This is a genomic window from Microcystis sp. 49638_E5 (genome assembly GCF_021300285.1).
GTDB classification, from domain to species: domain Bacteria; phylum Cyanobacteriota; class Cyanobacteriia; order Cyanobacteriales; family Microcystaceae; genus Microcystis; species Microcystis aeruginosa_C.
This window is the reverse complement of record NZ_JAJTDH010000041.1, coordinates 54,813-70,217: the sequence shown is the minus strand read 5'-3', so window position 1 is coordinate 70,217 and position 15,405 is coordinate 54,813. Positions and strand designations below refer to the sequence as shown.

Annotated in this window: 20 protein-coding genes and 1 tRNA gene; 12 read left to right on the top strand and 9 right to left on the bottom strand. The window is 40.7% G+C overall.

What is annotated here, in order from left to right; translation table 11 throughout:
• The 5 genes from LW728_RS13490 to LW728_RS13470 form a co-directional block, all read right to left on the bottom strand.
• A partial coding sequence (locus tag LW728_RS13490) for a hypothetical protein (RefSeq protein ID WP_287766964.1) occupies positions 1 to 1,596 on the bottom strand: 1,596 nt, incomplete at its 3' end.
• A gap of 10 nt (positions 1,597 to 1,606) precedes the next feature.
• Positions 1,607 to 2,671, bottom strand: coding sequence for an NAD-dependent epimerase/dehydratase family protein (locus LW728_RS13485; protein ID WP_287766963.1), 1,065 nt, complete (start codon positions 2,669 to 2,671; stop codon positions 1,607 to 1,609).
• Positions 2,672 to 2,698: 27 nt separating this feature from the next.
• Positions 2,699 to 3,970, bottom strand: a complete 1,272-nt coding sequence (locus tag LW728_RS13480) for a glycosyltransferase (protein ID WP_002801531.1) — start codon at positions 3,968 to 3,970, stop codon at positions 2,699 to 2,701.
• 179 nt (positions 3,971 to 4,149) lie between these two features.
• On the bottom strand, positions 4,150 to 5,217 hold the full coding sequence (locus tag LW728_RS13475; RefSeq protein WP_002801532.1) for an NAD-dependent epimerase/dehydratase family protein: 1,068 nt from the start codon (positions 5,215 to 5,217) through the stop codon (positions 4,150 to 4,152).
• Between the two features lie 70 nt (positions 5,218 to 5,287).
• Positions 5,288 to 6,067 carry a pantothenate kinase gene (locus tag LW728_RS13470; protein ID WP_287766962.1) on the bottom strand — a complete coding sequence of 260 codons (780 nt, stop codon included), beginning with the start codon at positions 6,065 to 6,067 and terminating at the stop codon, positions 5,288 to 5,290.
• A gap of 315 nt (positions 6,068 to 6,382) precedes the next feature.
• Between LW728_RS13470 and LW728_RS13465 the strand changes: the two genes are divergently transcribed.
• Together LW728_RS13465 and LW728_RS13460 are read left to right on the top strand one after the other, a co-directional pair.
• Entirely contained in the window at positions 6,383 to 7,660 is a 1,278-nt protein-coding gene (locus tag LW728_RS13465; protein ID WP_002801534.1) for a M16 family metallopeptidase, read from the top strand.
• 3 nt (positions 7,661 to 7,663) lie between these two features.
• On the top strand, positions 7,664 to 8,923 hold the full coding sequence (locus LW728_RS13460) for a M16 family metallopeptidase (RefSeq protein ID WP_287766960.1): 1,260 nt from the start codon (positions 7,664 to 7,666) through the stop codon (positions 8,921 to 8,923).
• 52 nt (positions 8,924 to 8,975) lie between these two features.
• Here the strand turns inward: LW728_RS13460 and LW728_RS13455 are convergent.
• Positions 8,976 to 9,047: transfer RNA gene (locus tag LW728_RS13455), tRNA-Asn, on the bottom strand.
• A gap of 147 nt (positions 9,048 to 9,194) precedes the next feature.
• On the opposite strand from LW728_RS13455, the gene LW728_RS13450 reads away from it, so the two are divergent.
• Together LW728_RS13450 and LW728_RS13445 are read left to right on the top strand one after the other, a co-directional pair.
• Entirely contained in the window at positions 9,195 to 9,668 is a 474-nt protein-coding gene (locus LW728_RS13450) for a hypothetical protein (RefSeq protein ID WP_287766959.1), read from the top strand.
• Positions 9,669 to 10,064: 396 nt separating this feature from the next.
• Complete coding sequence (locus LW728_RS13445) at positions 10,065 to 10,463, top strand: hypothetical protein (RefSeq protein WP_043997799.1); 399 nt, start codon at positions 10,065 to 10,067, stop codon at positions 10,461 to 10,463.
• Here LW728_RS13445 and LW728_RS13440 read toward each other — a convergent pair.
• Positions 10,455 to 10,655 (bottom strand): hypothetical protein, encoded by a 201-nt coding sequence (locus LW728_RS13440; protein WP_287766958.1) that lies wholly within the window; start codon positions 10,653 to 10,655, stop codon positions 10,455 to 10,457. The two genes, LW728_RS13445 and LW728_RS13440, sit on opposite strands and share 9 nt — an antisense overlap.
• Positions 10,656 to 10,780: 125 nt before the next feature.
• Here LW728_RS13440 and LW728_RS13435 point away from each other — a divergent pair, with 125 nt between their 5' ends.
• From LW728_RS13435 to LW728_RS13400, 8 genes are all read left to right on the top strand, one after another.
• On the top strand, positions 10,781 to 11,029 hold the full coding sequence (locus tag LW728_RS13435) for a DUF4160 domain-containing protein (RefSeq protein WP_002736965.1): 249 nt from the start codon (positions 10,781 to 10,783) through the stop codon (positions 11,027 to 11,029).
• A 4-nt stretch (positions 11,030 to 11,033) separates the two neighbouring features.
• Complete coding sequence (locus tag LW728_RS13430) at positions 11,034 to 11,279, top strand: DUF2442 domain-containing protein (protein ID WP_002737254.1); 246 nt, start codon at positions 11,034 to 11,036, stop codon at positions 11,277 to 11,279.
• 218 nt (positions 11,280 to 11,497) lie between these two features.
• Positions 11,498 to 11,716, top strand: coding sequence for a hypothetical protein (locus tag LW728_RS13425; RefSeq protein WP_002801541.1), 219 nt, complete (start codon positions 11,498 to 11,500; stop codon positions 11,714 to 11,716).
• On the top strand, positions 11,709 to 11,993 hold the full coding sequence (locus tag LW728_RS13420) for a type II toxin-antitoxin system RelE/ParE family toxin (protein ID WP_002801542.1): 285 nt from the start codon (positions 11,709 to 11,711) through the stop codon (positions 11,991 to 11,993). Before LW728_RS13425 ends, LW728_RS13420 begins: the two co-directional genes overlap by 8 nt.
• Before the next feature lie 222 nt (positions 11,994 to 12,215).
• Complete coding sequence (locus LW728_RS13415; protein WP_002777949.1) at positions 12,216 to 12,488, top strand: BrnT family toxin; 273 nt, start codon at positions 12,216 to 12,218, stop codon at positions 12,486 to 12,488.
• Positions 12,454 to 12,675 (top strand): hypothetical protein, encoded by a 222-nt coding sequence (locus LW728_RS13410; protein ID WP_002801544.1) that lies wholly within the window; start codon positions 12,454 to 12,456, stop codon positions 12,673 to 12,675. Before LW728_RS13415 ends, LW728_RS13410 begins: the two co-directional genes overlap by 35 nt.
• Positions 12,676 to 12,875: 200 nt before the next feature.
• Positions 12,876 to 13,109 carry a hypothetical protein gene (locus LW728_RS13405; RefSeq protein ID WP_287766957.1) on the top strand — a complete coding sequence of 78 codons (234 nt, stop codon included), beginning with the start codon at positions 12,876 to 12,878 and terminating at the stop codon, positions 13,107 to 13,109.
• Positions 13,106 to 13,447, top strand: a complete 342-nt coding sequence (locus LW728_RS13400) for a type II toxin-antitoxin system PemK/MazF family toxin (RefSeq protein ID WP_002801547.1) — start codon at positions 13,106 to 13,108, stop codon at positions 13,445 to 13,447. Before LW728_RS13405 ends, LW728_RS13400 begins: the two co-directional genes overlap by 4 nt.
• A gap of 200 nt (positions 13,448 to 13,647) precedes the next feature.
• On the opposite strand, the gene LW728_RS13395 is transcribed toward LW728_RS13400, so the two are convergent.
• Both LW728_RS13395 and LW728_RS13390 read right to left on the bottom strand, forming a co-directional pair.
• Positions 13,648 to 14,955, bottom strand: coding sequence for an FG-GAP repeat protein (locus LW728_RS13395; RefSeq protein WP_287766956.1), 1,308 nt, complete (start codon positions 14,953 to 14,955; stop codon positions 13,648 to 13,650).
• Between the two features lie 138 nt (positions 14,956 to 15,093).
• Positions 15,094 to 15,402 (bottom strand): hypothetical protein, encoded by a 309-nt coding sequence (locus LW728_RS13390; protein WP_287766955.1) that lies wholly within the window; start codon positions 15,400 to 15,402, stop codon positions 15,094 to 15,096.
• Positions 15,403 to 15,405 lie beyond the last annotated feature (3 nt).

Here is a 15,405-nt window from a genome sequence, read left to right as displayed (position 1 = left end):
GGATTGAATAATCGGCCTCGGTTTCCAATTAAGCTGATTGCCCGGAATAAGTGAAAATTCCCAGGGAATTATATCAATAGTTTTGCCTTGCACTTTTTCCAGCACAGAATCGGGTATTTTGGTAGCGGTAGCAATGACTTGTAAATTTTGAGTTGTACTTCTTTCACCTCGCATCTTTAATTCTGTGGGATTAAGGATAGAGGAAATGACCACCCCAATATTATTAACCACTCTATCGGGACTGAAATTACTCCACTGGCGAGCATTTTCCAGTATGGTTGAATTAGGACTAGAGGTGATAATAATACATCCCAAAAAAATTATTCCCCAAGCACAATAAGCAATTTTCTTAAACCGAGATTTTTTAATAATTGTTGTATAGAGAGAAGCTAAGATAATAACCACAAGTGTAAAAACAACAACGTGAGCATCTTGCCTAACAAATCCATGCTTAAATGATAAAAATATAGGGAAAATATAGGCAATAGCCAGACTAATTTTTTGGTCTATAATTGCCAGCGACATTAAAAGCAAACTTAAGGCAAAACAGAGCAAAGCAATTAGTAAACGCGGGTAATTTCCTACAATACTCATCGCACTGGAATAACCAGAAGAAATTTGCCAAGAATTGCTCAAATATTCCATGAGAGAGGGAAAATTATTTAGATTAATTGTTTGGACGAGAAGTAAACCATAAAGCCCATAAAATACTAACAGAGGTAACAAGTTAAGCAAGTGGTTCTGATTAAATAGAAGATAGATTCTGCCTTTGATCCCCCTTGCCTCCCTTAATACGGGGGGTGCTGATAGGTGAGTATATCTGACGATAAACCAGAGAGCCAAAGCTACTCCTCCGGCAATGCAAAAATTAACTATAATGTGAATAAAGGCTCGGTTAGAGGCAGCTGGATAGAGAAAAATAAAGGCAATGGAAGGAATGGTTAAAGTTAAGTTGATACCAGCGAGAACATTTTTTATAACTATCGATGGTGACTTCTGAAAATATCCCCGAACAATATTAACAAGTATGTAGATAAACAGGCTGCCTGCTAGATAAATTCCTAGAGTTAGTTTAGTGAGTATAGAGAACCCACTGATCATGCCAATAGCTATAGCTAAATAATTGATGTACTTTTGAAAAAAGTTATCAAAAGACATGAGTATCAAAAGGATAAATGTAATCTGATAATCAACAGTAAAGCCGATACTGGTGTAGGGATTTCCTACTAGAGTGGCAAAAATAATTGACAGCACAAAAACTATTTGATTGCTATAGCTTTTAATAAATAATAATCTGAGAATAACCACCCCTAATAGACAAAGGTGTATCAACCAGCGAAAATAGATAATTTGGGAAAAGTTGTGATTTAAAGATGTGCCATGAACCAGATAGCCTAGGGGTCCATAGGTGAAGATAATATCTTGTCCAAAAATTAACTGTTTATGGGCAGCATCACTAATAGCAAAAGCCCAAGAAGCATCTAAACCAATTTCTAGCCAATCAATACTAGGCAAATTTGCCAGAAAAAAGTAGGCGGTAATGATAATTAGTATTCCCTTGACGACTACAGGTGATTTGAGAGATTTTTTCTGCATAATTGTTCAGTTAAAAAATACCTTTAAGTTCCTTCTCATGATTATAAATCCAATCAAAAATATCTTGGATTAATTTTCTACCGTCTCGCTGGGGTTGCCATCCAGTTATAGAACTGATTTTGCGAGAATCAGTGATAAAAATTGGCATATCTCCGGTGCGATTTTCGGGAATTGCCTCAATCATTATACTATTGCCCGTGATTTCTTGACATAGTTTGGTGGTTTCGTAAAGAGACAAAGAAAAATCTTGCCCACCCCCCACATTAAAAGTCTGCCCTTTGAATTGTTCTAAATTAGCAATCTGAATATCGATTAAATCGAGTAAATCAGCTACATGAAGAAAATCTCTAACCTGTTTCCCTGTACCCCCATAACCGATATATTTTAAGGACTTCTGAAAGTAATGATTAGCTACCCAAAGGGCAAAAACTCCCTGATCAACTTTTCCCATCTGCCAAGGACCGGTTAAAACTCCACAGCGATTAATTAAAGTTCTTAATCCGTAGGCATCCCCATATTCATTAATAATCAATTCCGATGCTAACTTAGTGGAACCGTAGAGAGAACGGGGCAAATCTAAGGGAAACCGTTCACTTATACCAAAAGCAGAAACCCCGGGTAAATCTTGCTGTTCAGATAACTGAAAACGAGTATCTGTTTCTGTATAGTTTAATTGATTAAGATAGGCTATAGGATAAACTCTGCTGGTGGAGAGAAAAATAAAATCTGCTTGGGTTTGTCTAGCTAATTCTAAACAGTTAATCGTTCCAATTAAGTTAGTCTGCAAAACATAGCCGGGGGAATTATAACCAGCTAAAACGGAAGGTTCTGCCGAACATTCTAGGATTAAATCCACTGGCAAAGCGGATGCTTCTAAGTCTTCCGCATTTCTGACATCTCCATGAACAAATTCAATTCCCGCTTGTTTGAGACGGGGAATATTTAATTCAGAACCGCGACGTTTTAAGTTATCTAAAGCGATAATTTTCCAATCAGGATAACGTTGGGCTAATCCCAAACCTAAAGAACTGCCCACAAAACCCGCACCACCAGTAATTAACACTTGCCTAGTCATCAAAAATACTCCACTAGATGATAATTATCAAACAACTTGATTTTTTTTCCGTTTGCGCTTATAGTCGCCTCTAGAAAGGTGTTTTTCTAACCAGATAGAGAGAACTATAAATAAATAACGACTGCCCATTTCCTTGAGTTTTAACTTGGAAACCCCCGTGGTACGATTGCGCCAAGTGATGGGAATTGTCGTATAGGAATATCCTCGCACGATTGCTTTTAAGGGCATCTCTACTGTTAAGTTAAAATGGTGAGATAGTAGAGGTGAGATTCCTTCGATAACCTCCTTACGATAGATTTTAAAGGCGTTAGTGGTATCATTAAATTTTAGCCCAAATAAAACTTGAATGAATAGATTAGCCAAACGATTGACGAATAACTTGTGCTTGGGATAATCAATAACTTTTCCTCCTTTGATAAAACGAGAACCAAAAACGCAATCGTAGCCTTCTTGGAGTTTATAATAATAGTCCACCATGTTATCGGGAGAGTCGGAATTATCTGCCATTACTACTGCAACTGCATCCCCGCTAAAATTTTCTAACCCACAGCGCACCGCAAAACCAAAACCATTGGGATAATAGTTATTGATGTAGCGAATCCGAGGATTGTCTTGGTTGATTTTTTGCAGAACTGCTTCGGTGTTATCTTTGCTATTGTCATTAACCACTAGGATTTCATAATCAATTTTATCCTCTTCTAAACGTTCGGATATTAAGTGAGTTGTGCTTTCGATGCAATCTTCTTCGTTGTAAGCAGGAATAACTATTGATAGGGTTTTTACCCCATGGTTATCCCTTGATTGACGTGGGTGAGAGTAACCGTCCATCTCGAAAGCTGGCGCTAATCCTTCGGGATAGTACATTTCTGTCTCATTAGTCTTATTCTTGGGTTTAAAAATTAGGCTATCACTGGCGACATAATTAATACTAGCACCCACTAAAACCCCGATCATTGTGTTAACTCCGGGGCTAATTCCTAACCAGTTTAAGAAGGGAAATATCAAGAAAACTCGCAGTAAAACTGCTAAACCTGCCGAGAGATGATAGAGAGGAAGTTGTATCAAAATCACATCTCTGATTGTCCAATCTCCTCCAGTCCACACCCAGATTCTATAGATAAAAAAACTAGCAATTAAAGATATTTCTATCGAAATGACATTAGCAACATTCTTCAAAAATGGTGTATTAAATCCCAAGTCATCAATGAACCAATAAATTAAGAATAAGTTGATTAGAAATGCCACTCCCCCAGCAATGAGAAATCGGAAAATTTTATTGTTGTAGATTTTAGTTAACATAATGGTATCTTAAAATATGCTCTGGTTTAGTTTTTCTAGGTCAATATTGCGATTAATATCCTCTTACTAACTAATTAACATAGTCCCTCAATTACTAGCAGTATATTTTGCTAAAAATCACTTTGGTAACGAGGGAAAACTAGCAGATAAAAATTGACCAGAATAATTCTTGATTTACCCTAAGTCCAACGGCTAACGTTTTGACTAAAAATCTCCTTGAGAATATCCGTTACTGTGTAGGTTAACTGCCAATCAGGATAATGATTTTTAAACTTACTCACATCAGAAATCCACCAGATATGATCACCAATACGATTGGTCTCTACATACTGCCAGTTTAACTTTTTATCCGCAATCGCTTCACATTCTTGAATAGCTTCTAACATGGAACAATTACTAAAGCGACTACCACCGATATTATAAACTTCTGCTACTCGCGGGGCCTGATAAAAATGATAGAAAGCATTGACGAGATCGTAACTATGAATATTATCGCGTACCTGCTTACCCTTATACCCATAAATACTGTATTCTTTGCCAATCATCGTACATTTCATCAAGTAGGATAAAAACCCGTGTAATTGGGTTCCCGAATGACTTGGACCGGTTAAACAACCGCCACGAAAAGAGGCAGTTTTCATCTCAAAATAACGCCCATATTCCTGTACTAACACATCCGCTGCCACTTTCGAGGCACCAAACAAAGAATGTTTACAAGCATCAATACTCATCAACTCGTCAATACCTTGAGCAAAATAAGGATGATTTTCCGAGATTTCCCAACGTAGTTCTTTTTCTACTAAAGGTAATTCATTCGGTCTATCCCCGTAAACTTTATTAGTGGAACAGAAAATAAATACTGCTTGGGGACAGTGTTGACGAGTATTTTCTAATAATACTAAAGTTCCGTTAGCATTGACACTAAAATCCATATAGGGATCCTTAGCTGCCCAATCGTGGGAAGGTTGCGCCGCCGTATGGATAATTAAGGATATATCATGACTATAGGTTTTAAAGATAGCTGAAATAGCTTCATGATCGCGAATATCCACAGCATGGTGAATGTATTTATCCCCGTAATCTTGGGATAATTTGGCTCGATTCCACTCCGTTGAAGCGTCTTCACCAAAAAATACCTGACGCATATTATTATCGATGCCGACAACGGTATAACCCCGATCACAAAAAAATCTCACTGATTCGGAACCGATTAAACCAGCAGAACCGGTTACTAGAATGATCGCCATAACTATATCCTGAATTTTTTGCCCAGTTGTTGAGAAATTTCCCAAGTTGAGAAAACTTTCTCCGACTTTACTAGATATGTTCGCCTTTGTCAATTAAACAGGAGGAGATTCCCCTAACTGCAGCAATTCCCTCAAAAATTATCGTCTTATCCACTAGGAGCGATTTAATGGCCTTTTCTTGCCAGTAATCCCTAATTAAGTCCCCATCTCCCCCTGTGAAAATTATCCTGCTCTCTGGATATAAATTTAACCATTCCCGACTGAATTTTTCTATTCCTGCCAAAATTGTATAGATTATCCCACTTCTTATCCCTTCTGCTGTTTCTTTTGCCCAGATCTGGGGTAATCTTTCCGGTAAGGACACCTCTGGTAAGGCTGCCGTCCGTTCCCTTAAACTGGCTAATTGCACCTTGAACCCGGGTAAAATTGCTCCCCCCACTAGCTTTTTATCCCCATCCACTCCCGTAAAAGTTAAGGCTGTCCCCGCATCGATGACTAAACAGGGAAATCCGTATTTTTCTCCAGCACCTAAGACAGCTAAAGCTCGATCAATGCCGAATGTTGCATATAAATCCAGCAAAGGAATGTCTTTTAAAGTAATTATCCGTAAATTGCCATAATTTGCCCATAATTCTCTTTGGCTAGGAACCACGGATGCGACAATCAATGCACAGTTACATTTATTTGTCAAGAGTTTAGGGAAAATTTGTTGCAAAAATTCATTACTTAGGGGTTCCCTCAGGTGGGGAGTATCGAGACAAGCTAACAGGGTTTGACCGCGAAAATACCCCCAATGTAGCCGAGAATTGCCGATCATCAAACCTATCCAGTCAGTATCTTGCTCAGTCATTTAGTTAGTGGGAATTATGAATTAAATAAAATAATCTCCTGACTTGAAAGAGGGTGTGGGGTGTGGGCTTCGGCCGTGAGCTCAGCGTTCGACCGAGCTCAGGCCGAGGTCCGAACGGGTGTGGGGTGTGGGGAGAATAAATAAAATAATCTCCTGTCTCGGAGTCTCCTGACTCCTGACTCCTGATGGCTTCAAGATAGCTGATATTTGGCGGAATTATCTAGAAATCATGACAAAAGTTTTTTAATGGTTAAACAGACAAGAGAATAAGATAACCTAGGTATAGAATTTAACAAAAAATCTGGTTAACGGACATTGATCAAGTCGATAGCGCAGTGTCAAACGAGTTCTTTTCCCGCTCAGGTATGGCAATTAGATCACGGTTTAACCGTAATTCATCAGTATTTACCCGTGACTCCTGTGGTGGTGGTGGATGTGTGGGTGAAAGCAGGTGCGATCGCTGAACCTGATCCATGGTTAGGTATGGCCCATTTTCTCGAACACATGATCTTTAAGGGGACGAAAAAACTCCCCCCCGGACTCTTTGACTATTTAATCGAAAATTGTGGCGGAATGACCAACGCTGCCACCAGTCACGATTACGCACACTTCTATCTCACCACCAGTGTGGATCAAATTGAACATACCTTACCCCATCTGGCCGAAATTCTCCTCCATGCTGAGATTGACGATGAGGAATTCTATCGGGAAAAAGATGTAGTTTTAGAAGAATTACGGGCCTGTTATGATGATCCCGATTGGATTGCCTACCAAACCCTCTGCGGAAGTATCTATCAAAACCATCCCTACGGACGATCTATTCTAGGCGATCAACCCTGTTTAGAGCAATTAACCCCCAATCAAATGCGCTGTTTCCATCGCACTTATTATCAACCAGAAAATATGTGTGTGGCGATTATCGGGGGAATTGAACCCCAACCAGCTTTAGAAATTATCCGGCAATCTTTTCGGGAATTTCCCGTCCCCTCGGAATCCCCTGCGAATCTAGTGGCTGCCGAACCCCCCCTGATCGAAATTCGTCGTTCCCAAGTACATTTACCCCACCTAGAACATTCTCGTCTCTTGATGGGATGGACTGGACCAGGATGCGATCGCCTAGAAGATGCCTTTGGATTAGACTTGATTTCGGTAATTCTTGCCGGAGGACGCTGTTCGCGGTTAGTGCGACAGCTGCGGGAAGAAGCGCAAATCGTCCTCGATATTAACAGTAATTTTTCCCTGCAACGAGATTCCAGTCTCTTTACCATCGGTGCTTGGCTATCTAGCTCAGAAACTGAGACAATTGAAGGTATTATCTGTGAACACCTCCAATGTCTGCACGATGATCCCGTCACCCCCGCAGAATTACACCGCACTCAACAGTTATTAGCTAACGATTATATTTTCTCCACAGAAACCCCGGGCCAATTAGCGGGACTCTATGGATATTATCAAACCCTGAGAGCTGCCGACCTAGCAACGATCTATCCCCAAGTTATCCAAAGTTTTCAACCGTCAGATCTACAACGTCTGGCTCGTCAGTATCTCTCCCCGGAGCGATATGCTATTACAATAATGCAACCCTGTGAATAAACGATGTCCGCTTCCCCCATTCACCGCTTAACCTTAGAAAATGGCATCACCCTTTTAGTGGTGGAAAATACGGCCGTGGAGTTAGTTGCAGGGAGGATTTTTCTCAAAAATGCGGGTACTCGTTGGGAAAAACCCGAAAAAGCGGGTTTATTTCGTCTTTTAGCCGTGCTGCTCACCAAAGGTACAGAAAAGTTATCTTCCCTAGAAATTGCTGATCGCGTTGAGTCCACGGGGGCCGGTTTAAGTGCGGACACGGGGACTGATTATTTTGTGGTTAGTTTAAAGACCGTTACAAAGGATTTTTTAGATATATTGCGTCTAGCGGCGGAAATTATTCGTTTTCCCAGTTTTCCACCCCCAGAAATCGAATTAGAGAAAAATCTCACCCGTCAAAGCATTCGCTCTCAATTGGAACAGCCTTTTAATGTGGCTTTTAATCAATTACGCGCCGCTATGTACCCCGATCATCCCTATGGTATGTCTTTATTGGGTACGGAGGCAACGGTTTCTCAATTGCAACGGGAGGAGCTGCTGGCCTATCATAGTCGCTTTTTCCGTCCCGATAACCTGGTAATTAGTCTTTCTGGCCGTATTACCCTAGAGCAAGCAGTAAAAGCAGTGACGGAAATTTTTGGCAGTTGGTCAATTCCAGATATTCCTTTATCTAGTTTACCCCCGGCCGCTTTTGATTTTCAGCCCACCTGTTTAACTACCGTCCAAGCTAGTCAACAGGCGATCGTTATGTTAGGATACCCCGGGTCCTCTGTACAAGAGGATGATTATGCCGTTTTAAAATTATTGAGTACCTATCTGGGGAATGGGTTATCTAGTCGTCTATTCGTGGAATTGCGAGAAAAACGGGGATTAGCCTACGATGTTTCCGCTTTTTATCCCACCCGTCTCGATTCTTCCCAATTTGTCATTTATATGGGAACTGCACCTCAAAATACAGCGATCGCCGTGTCGGGATTGCGTCAGGAAGCAGAAAGGTTATATAAAGTAACTTTGAGTGAGGGGGAGTTACAGTCAGCTAAAAATAAGTTATTGGGTCAATATGCTCTCGGTAAACAAACTAACTCCGAAATCGCTCAATTATACGGTTGGTATGAAAGCTTAGGTTTGGGGATTGAATTCGATCGCACTTTCCTGGATTCTATTAATCAGATTACTCCCGAACAAGCGCGATCGGTAGCCAGCAAATATTTTCAAAATCCTTACATTTCTTTAGTCGGCCCGGAAAATGCGATCGCTGAAATTCTCTAGTCAGAGCAAAAAGCGGCAATAAAAAACTATTGCCGCTTCTATTTCTGATTAACTCCCCGGGTGGGATTCGAACCTACGACCAATCGGTTAACAGCCGACCGCTCTACCACTGAGCTACCGAGGAAGGCTACTCACAATTAATAATTATAATCATAAGTCCCTCAATAATGCAAGTGCTTTCTGGATTTTTTCTCAAAAAAATTTCCGGTGCTGGTAGCGGTGGGCAGAGAATCAACTATTGTGGAGATAAGGACACCATTAAGTCTAGTCTATGCTTGCTCATCACCGCCGTCCCGTCTCCCTCTGTCTGCTCTCGACAGATCTACCCATCCTCTCCTCTTTAGACACTTCCGCTACCCTCTACCAAAAGGATCGCCACCGGTTTCATCTTCTCCTCAATCAACCACCAGTCGCTCTCGCAGAAATAGAGACACTTAAACCCAAAAATAATCAAAATAAATTAATTTGGCTAGAAATTTCGGCCAATCGGGTAATTATGACCATGCAGGGCCAGGGAAGATTCGCCTATCGTCATTTTTGGGAGCAAGGGGTTTTTGGTGTCAGTCGCTTCTGGTTAAATGCCGAAAGTTCTCAACCGGGTTACGCTTTTCGCCTCCGCAACTATACCCGTAGTCTCCAATTAGAGGGGGATAATTTCCCCGAATATTTGCGTCTAGAGTACGAATTATGGTCAGATAACCTGATTTTAGGTCATTATGTCCTTCATTTGCAAGTACACCAATAAATAGGGTTGGCTGAATAGAGCTAAAAACATTGTTGGAGAATACTTTTAGACTTTTTGTCCTCAAAAAGTGCCAGCCGGTGGCAAAATTTAGGCACTTTTTTCCCGAAAATTAGGTAATTGTCGGGTGGATTGAAGACTTAGTGCTACACTTCCCGAAACGTCGATTTTATTTGAGCTTGTTGTTAGGAATCCACTTAAAAGAGGTTGTTTAATCTGGCTAATATGCTCTTGGGTATGATATGGGGAAAAGTTCCAGCGATTGCGCTAAAATGGAGTAGTATGCCGCAAGTTTCCACCTGTCGTTACTCTGAGGACTGTTAGACAGAAAGTTTCTGTATAATCAATAGTTAGACAGAGTTTGAGTCAAAGAATTAAGACAAATACAAGGTAGTTTTTATGATTCGCAAACTTTTGAGTGTTTCCATGCTGGCTACAGTTCTTGTAGCAGTCGCATCATCAACTCCTGTTCAAGCCAAGCCAAAAACTTATAAATGCGAAAGTTATAAAACAATGGATGGTCAATGGCGATATCGTATTTCTCCTCCACTTCAGGGTAGTTTTGGCAATACTCCAAATAGTCAAAATTTTATGAATTGTTTTATTCCAGTTTCTAACAAAAAGTGTAGATACGATAACAATACTGGAGATGGCTGGCATGAATGCGGTAAATGCAAAAAAGCTCCAAATGATCCCTTCAATTTTTGTCTAAGAGAAGGCTACGGTGAAATCATTGAAGTTCCTAACAGAGGTCGTTATCGTGCCTTTAGGACAGGAACTACTATTGTTTTAGATTAGGACAATGGGAAGTGCGATGCCGAAGGCACTGCATAGCAGTACGCTATCGCCGTAGGGTGCGTTCCCTAATGCAAGTCCTGCTACAAAGCGCTCGCTTTTTGGGAACGTACCATGCCCATTGATGGCAGTGCGATCGCCGTTATCTTCTTGATTAAACTTTAAAACTGCCATTGCTTGGGATAGGAACGTCACTGGCGATCGCTTTTTGGGGATGAGGAGTGCGATTGCTGATCTTGTCGTTTAGGTCGAGGTAACAAAACCCAACAAGCTTTGTTATAATATTTTTGTCATAAAGCAAGACTTATAAAAATAGATTTATGCCAGAAATTACTCGATTTTATGGAATTATCATTAAAATCTTTTTTGCCGATCATCCACCTCCCCATTTTCATGCGATTTATGGAGAATATAACGCCCTATTTAATCTGGAAACCTTAGAAATCATTGAAGGAGACTTACCTAATAGAGCCACAAAAATGGTTGTAGAATGGGCAACAATCTATCAATCAGAATTATTGAAAATGTGGAACACTCAAGAATTTAATAAATTACCACCTTTGAAATAAAACAATGCTTTATCCCAAAATAACATCAGCCGAAATCATTGAAAATTATACTCTATTGGTGCATTTTTCTAATCATCAAGCTAGAAAATATAACTGTGAAAATCTACTAGAAAAAACGATGTTTTCTTCCCTTAAAAACTATGCTTTCTTTAAAAACTTTCAACTTGATCCATCAGGTAGCGGAATCGTTTGGAATGATGAAGTTGATATAAGCGAGTATGAAATTTGGATCAATGGAATTGAACTATGATTGCCGATCTTGTAGTGCGATCGCTGTTATCTTCTTGATTAAACTCTGAAATTGTCATTGCTTGGGATAGGAACGCCAATGGCGATCGCTTTTTGGGGATAAGGAGAGGCGATCTCTCTTTGTGAGTTGGAAAGTTGTCATCGATCCGCGATCGCGGATGTCATTATTGCCCAAGCAGAGTAAAATAAAAGTCTGTATTGAAAAAGGGGAAAGTAACAATGCCGCCAACAATGCAATTTAGTCAAATCTTAGAAATGATTGACTATCTCTCTTTTGATGAACAAGATGACTTGATCAATATTGTTAAACATCGGCAAATCGAAAAAAGACGAGAACAAATTGCTCAAAATATTTCTCAAGCTCGACAAGACTATCAAAATGGTAATGTTTTTCGAGGAGATGTTGATTCCATTATTGCCAAACTAAACAATGATTAACTTGGTTTTTAGCCAATCATTTAAATGCGCTTTCAAAACAAGGATTAAACGACAACCCGACTTAAAATCAAAAATAGAAGCCAAATTGAGACTACTCGCTGACGATCCCTATAATCCAATATTACGCAGCCATAAACTAAAAGGGAAATTATCAGATGCTTGGGCTTTTTCTGTTGAATATGATTGTCGAATAATTTTCAATTTTGAATCAAACCCTGAAACCCAAGAAGAAGAGATCAACCTAATTGATATTGGAACTCACGATGAGGTTTATTGAATATGATTTTTTATTATGTTAGCAAGGTTTCGGAGTTGGCGATCGCTTTTTGATGATGGGAAAGGGCGATCATGTAAGTAGCTGGTTATAATTAAATTAAAAATGGATTTTAGGTTCGATCCCCCCTTAATCCCCCCTTGATAAGGGGGGCATCTGATAATTTTTAACGCCTACCTACTTATAATCCAAAATATTATGAACTAGATACAAAATCTCGATAAAATGGAGATAGAATGGGACAATAATAAAGCTGCTGCCAACTTGCTCAAGCATAAAATTGATTTTGAAGATGCAAAAAACATTTTTCTAGATCCCAACTGTCTGGAAAGAGAAGATAAACGTGATTATAATGAAACTAGAATTCAAGTAATCGGTATAGTTAATCAAGTAGTTTTATTGGTCGTCTATACCAAAAGAAACGGCAGATACCGCATTATTTCAGCAAGGAGAGCCAATAAAAATGAACGACGACAATATTACCAGAGTCAGACTTGATCCCGAAAATGTTAGTCATGGTAAGACAGATTGGGAAAAAGTTGCAGCAATGACTGAGGAAGAAATTGACAAAGCAGCCGAAGCAGATTCGGACTGTCTCCCCCTATCTCAACAAGAATTAAATGAGTTTCGCCGTACATCAATCACAGATGCCGATCTTGTAGTGCGATCGCTGTCATCTTGTTGATTAAACTTTAAAATTGTCACTGCTTGGGATAGGAACGCCAAGGGCGATCGCTTTTTGGGGATGAGGAGTGCGATGCCGAAGAACGTAGTGCGATCTCTGATCTGGTAGAAACCCAACATTACTTTTTCCCAAATTACCACCCAATATCTGAGTTATAATCAATAATATCCATTCTACACCTTAATCAAATAATTTAACTTATGTCTGCTACAATTCGTGAAGAACTTCACCAACAGATTGACCGATTACCTGATGACATTGTTGAAAAAATTGCCAACTTTACCCGATTAATTTCCCCTGAGCCAAACAAGATTTCAGAACATACTAATTGGCAAGATGAAGACTGGCAAAAATTTTCATTAGAGCAATTTTTCAAAGAAGGAGATGAAATTGAATATTCCCTAGCAGATGCTCAAGAAATTTATCAACCATGAAACCAGGTGATATTGTTCTAATTCGTTTTCCTCAAGCAGACTTGAAATCAGGAAAACTGCGTCCAGCTTTAATTATTGCTATTTCACCAAGTCGCCATCGTGATTTATTACTTGCTTTAATTTCTTCTCGTCTCCATCAAGCTACTCTAGGATTTGACGAAATTATTAATACCTCAGATTCTGACTATATTACTACTGGACTTAAAGTGGCTTCTTTAATTCGACTAGGACGATTAACAAGTGTCGAATCATCTGTAATCAATGCACGTTTAGGAACTATCTCACCAGAAAGACTAATACGGATTAAAAATCTTTTAATCAATTGGCTAAGAAAATAAAATTAGTGCTGTAGGGTGCGTTCCCTAATGCAAGTCCTATTACTCCAGAGATCGCTTTTGGGGAACGCACCATGCACATTGATGGCAGCTGTCAGTCTAAGTGCGATGCCGAAGAACGTAGAAGCATGAAACCCAAGGACTGATCATGTTACGCTACCGCTAACCCGTCCTACAAATAATTTTGTCTCCCTCGCTATTTTCTAGATATCTTTCTCCTTGTCCTTTTTCCCTTTTTTAAGAAAAGGTAGAACACCTAAAACCACTCCTGTACCCAGGATAGTTAAGGATGGTTCAGGCACTTGCACTGTTTGAGTTTCTTGATACAAATAGGCTGACCCCGCACTCGTTGCGCCGGTGCTATCCCCATAAGCCCCAATCAAGGCAGTTGTGCCACTGAGGGACACGGAATTGCCAAAATAGTCGTAATCTTCAGCGGTGGGGTTGTTGAAGGTTTGCTGGAGGGTGCCTGTGGTTGTCTCAAACAAATAGGCTGACCCCGCATTCGTTGCGCCGGTGTTATCGTTAATAGCCCCAATCAAGGCAGATGTGCCACTGAGGGACACGGAATAGCCAAAATTGTCGTACTCTTCAGCGGTGGGGTTGTTGAAGGTTTTCAGGAGGTTGCCTGTGGTTGTATCAAACAAATAGGCTGACCCCGCAACCGTTGCGCCGGTGTTATCGCTAGGAGCCCCAATCAAGGCAGATGTACCACTGAGGGACACGGAATAGCCAAAATAGTCGAAATCTTCAGCGGTGGGGTTGTTGAAGGTTTTCAGGAGGTCGCCAGTGATTGTATCAAACAAATAGGCTGACCCCGCATTCGTTGCGCCGGTGTCATCCCGATAAGCCCCAATCAAGGCAGTTGTGCCACTGAGGGACACGGAATAGCCAAAATAGTCGTCATCTTCAGCGGTGGGGTTGTTGAAGGTTTTCAGGAGGTTGCCTGTGGTTGTATCAAACAAATAGGCTGACCCCGCATTCGTTGCGCCGGTGTCATCCCGATAAGCCCCAATCAAGGCAGTTGTGCCACTGAGGGACACGGAATAGCCAAAATAGTCGAAATCTTCAGCGGTGGGGTTGTTGAAGGTTTTCAGGAGGTTGCCTGTGGTTGTATCAAACAAATAGGCTGACCCCGCACCCGTTGCGCCGGTGCTATCGTAAGGAGCCCCAATCAAGGCAGTTGTGCCACTGAGGGACACGGAATAGCCAAAATTGTCGAAATCTTCAGCGGTGGGGTTGTTGAAGGTTTGCTTGAGGGTGCCTGTGGTTGTATCAAACAAATAGGCTGACCCCGCACCCGATGCGCCGGTTTTATCCCCATAAGCCCCAATCAAGGCAGATGTACCACTGAGGGACACGGAATAGCCAAAATTGTCGTACTCTTCAGCGGTGGGGTTGTTGAAGGTTTTGGTTAAGGAGAGAGGGGTAAAGGCTTGAGCCGGGGCGATTACTCCCGCTAAGGAGGTTGTTCCTACCACCAATAGACAAGAAACAAGAGTTTTTATCATCTAGGTTTATCTGGGATTTAAGAATTGAGCTGCGCTGCTTTTGCCGGTTAGCTAAGGGACAACCAACTAAAAGTCGCAGATAGACTATACACATTACCCCCCCCCGCATTGTATTCTACGATACATTTTAATAAATCTTTATATTCCTGGTATAGCAGTTCCAATACAAGGACCGCTATCGCCGTAGGGTGCGTTCCCTAATGCAAGTCCTGCTACAAAGCGATCGCTTTTGGGGAACGCACCATGCACATTGATGGCAGTGCGATCGCTGTTATCTTCTTGATTAAACCTTAAAACTGGGATCTCTTTGAGAGCGTTTCCTAAGCTAGTGAGGTACACATATTTTTCTTCCCTTTTGACTTTTGCCTCTTGCCTTTTGCCTAAAACCCATAACTTTTGTACCTCAGCAGACTGAAAAACGCTATAATAGCCATAATTGTTTGACATCTT

What these genes read in the sequence shown, in the direction of transcription:
- LW728_RS13485 (WP_287766963.1), bottom strand. Translation starts at nt 2,671, where the DNA reads ATGACTAGGCAAGTGTTAATTACTGGTGGTGCGGGTTTTGTGGGCAGT.
- LW728_RS13480 (WP_002801531.1), bottom strand. Translation starts at nt 3,970, where the DNA reads ATGTTAACTAAAATCTACAACAATAAAATTTTCCGATTTCTCATTGCT.
- LW728_RS13475 (WP_002801532.1), bottom strand. Translation starts at nt 5,217, where the DNA reads ATGGCGATCATTCTAGTAACCGGTTCTGCTGGTTTAATCGGTTCCGAA.
- LW728_RS13470 (WP_287766962.1), bottom strand. Translation starts at nt 6,067, where the DNA reads ATGACTGAGCAAGATACTGACTGGATAGGTTTGATGATCGGCAATTCT.
- LW728_RS13460 (WP_287766960.1), top strand. Translation starts at nt 7,664, where the DNA reads ATGTCCGCTTCCCCCATTCACCGCTTAACCTTAGAAAATGGCATCACC.
- LW728_RS13450 (WP_287766959.1), top strand. Translation starts at nt 9,195, where the DNA reads ATGCTTGCTCATCACCGCCGTCCCGTCTCCCTCTGTCTGCTCTCGACA.
- LW728_RS13445 (WP_043997799.1), top strand. Translation starts at nt 10,065, where the DNA reads ATGATTCGCAAACTTTTGAGTGTTTCCATGCTGGCTACAGTTCTTGTA.
- LW728_RS13435 (WP_002736965.1), top strand. Translation starts at nt 10,781, where the DNA reads ATGCCAGAAATTACTCGATTTTATGGAATTATCATTAAAATCTTTTTT.
- LW728_RS13430 (WP_002737254.1), top strand. Translation starts at nt 11,034, where the DNA reads ATGCTTTATCCCAAAATAACATCAGCCGAAATCATTGAAAATTATACT.
- LW728_RS13425 (WP_002801541.1), top strand. Translation starts at nt 11,498, where the DNA reads ATGCCGCCAACAATGCAATTTAGTCAAATCTTAGAAATGATTGACTAT.
- LW728_RS13420 (WP_002801542.1), top strand. Translation starts at nt 11,709, where the DNA reads ATGATTAACTTGGTTTTTAGCCAATCATTTAAATGCGCTTTCAAAACA.
- LW728_RS13415 (WP_002777949.1), top strand. Translation starts at nt 12,216, where the DNA reads ATGGAGATAGAATGGGACAATAATAAAGCTGCTGCCAACTTGCTCAAG.
- LW728_RS13410 (WP_002801544.1), top strand. Translation starts at nt 12,454, where the DNA reads ATGAACGACGACAATATTACCAGAGTCAGACTTGATCCCGAAAATGTT.
- LW728_RS13405 (WP_287766957.1), top strand. Translation starts at nt 12,876, where the DNA reads ATGTCTGCTACAATTCGTGAAGAACTTCACCAACAGATTGACCGATTA.
- LW728_RS13400 (WP_002801547.1), top strand. Translation starts at nt 13,106, where the DNA reads ATGAAACCAGGTGATATTGTTCTAATTCGTTTTCCTCAAGCAGACTTG.
- LW728_RS13395 (WP_287766956.1), bottom strand. Translation starts at nt 14,955, where the DNA reads ATGATAAAAACTCTTGTTTCTTGTCTATTGGTGGTAGGAACAACCTCC.
- LW728_RS13390 (WP_287766955.1), bottom strand. Translation starts at nt 15,402, where the DNA reads ATGTCAAACAATTATGGCTATTATAGCGTTTTTCAGTCTGCTGAGGTA.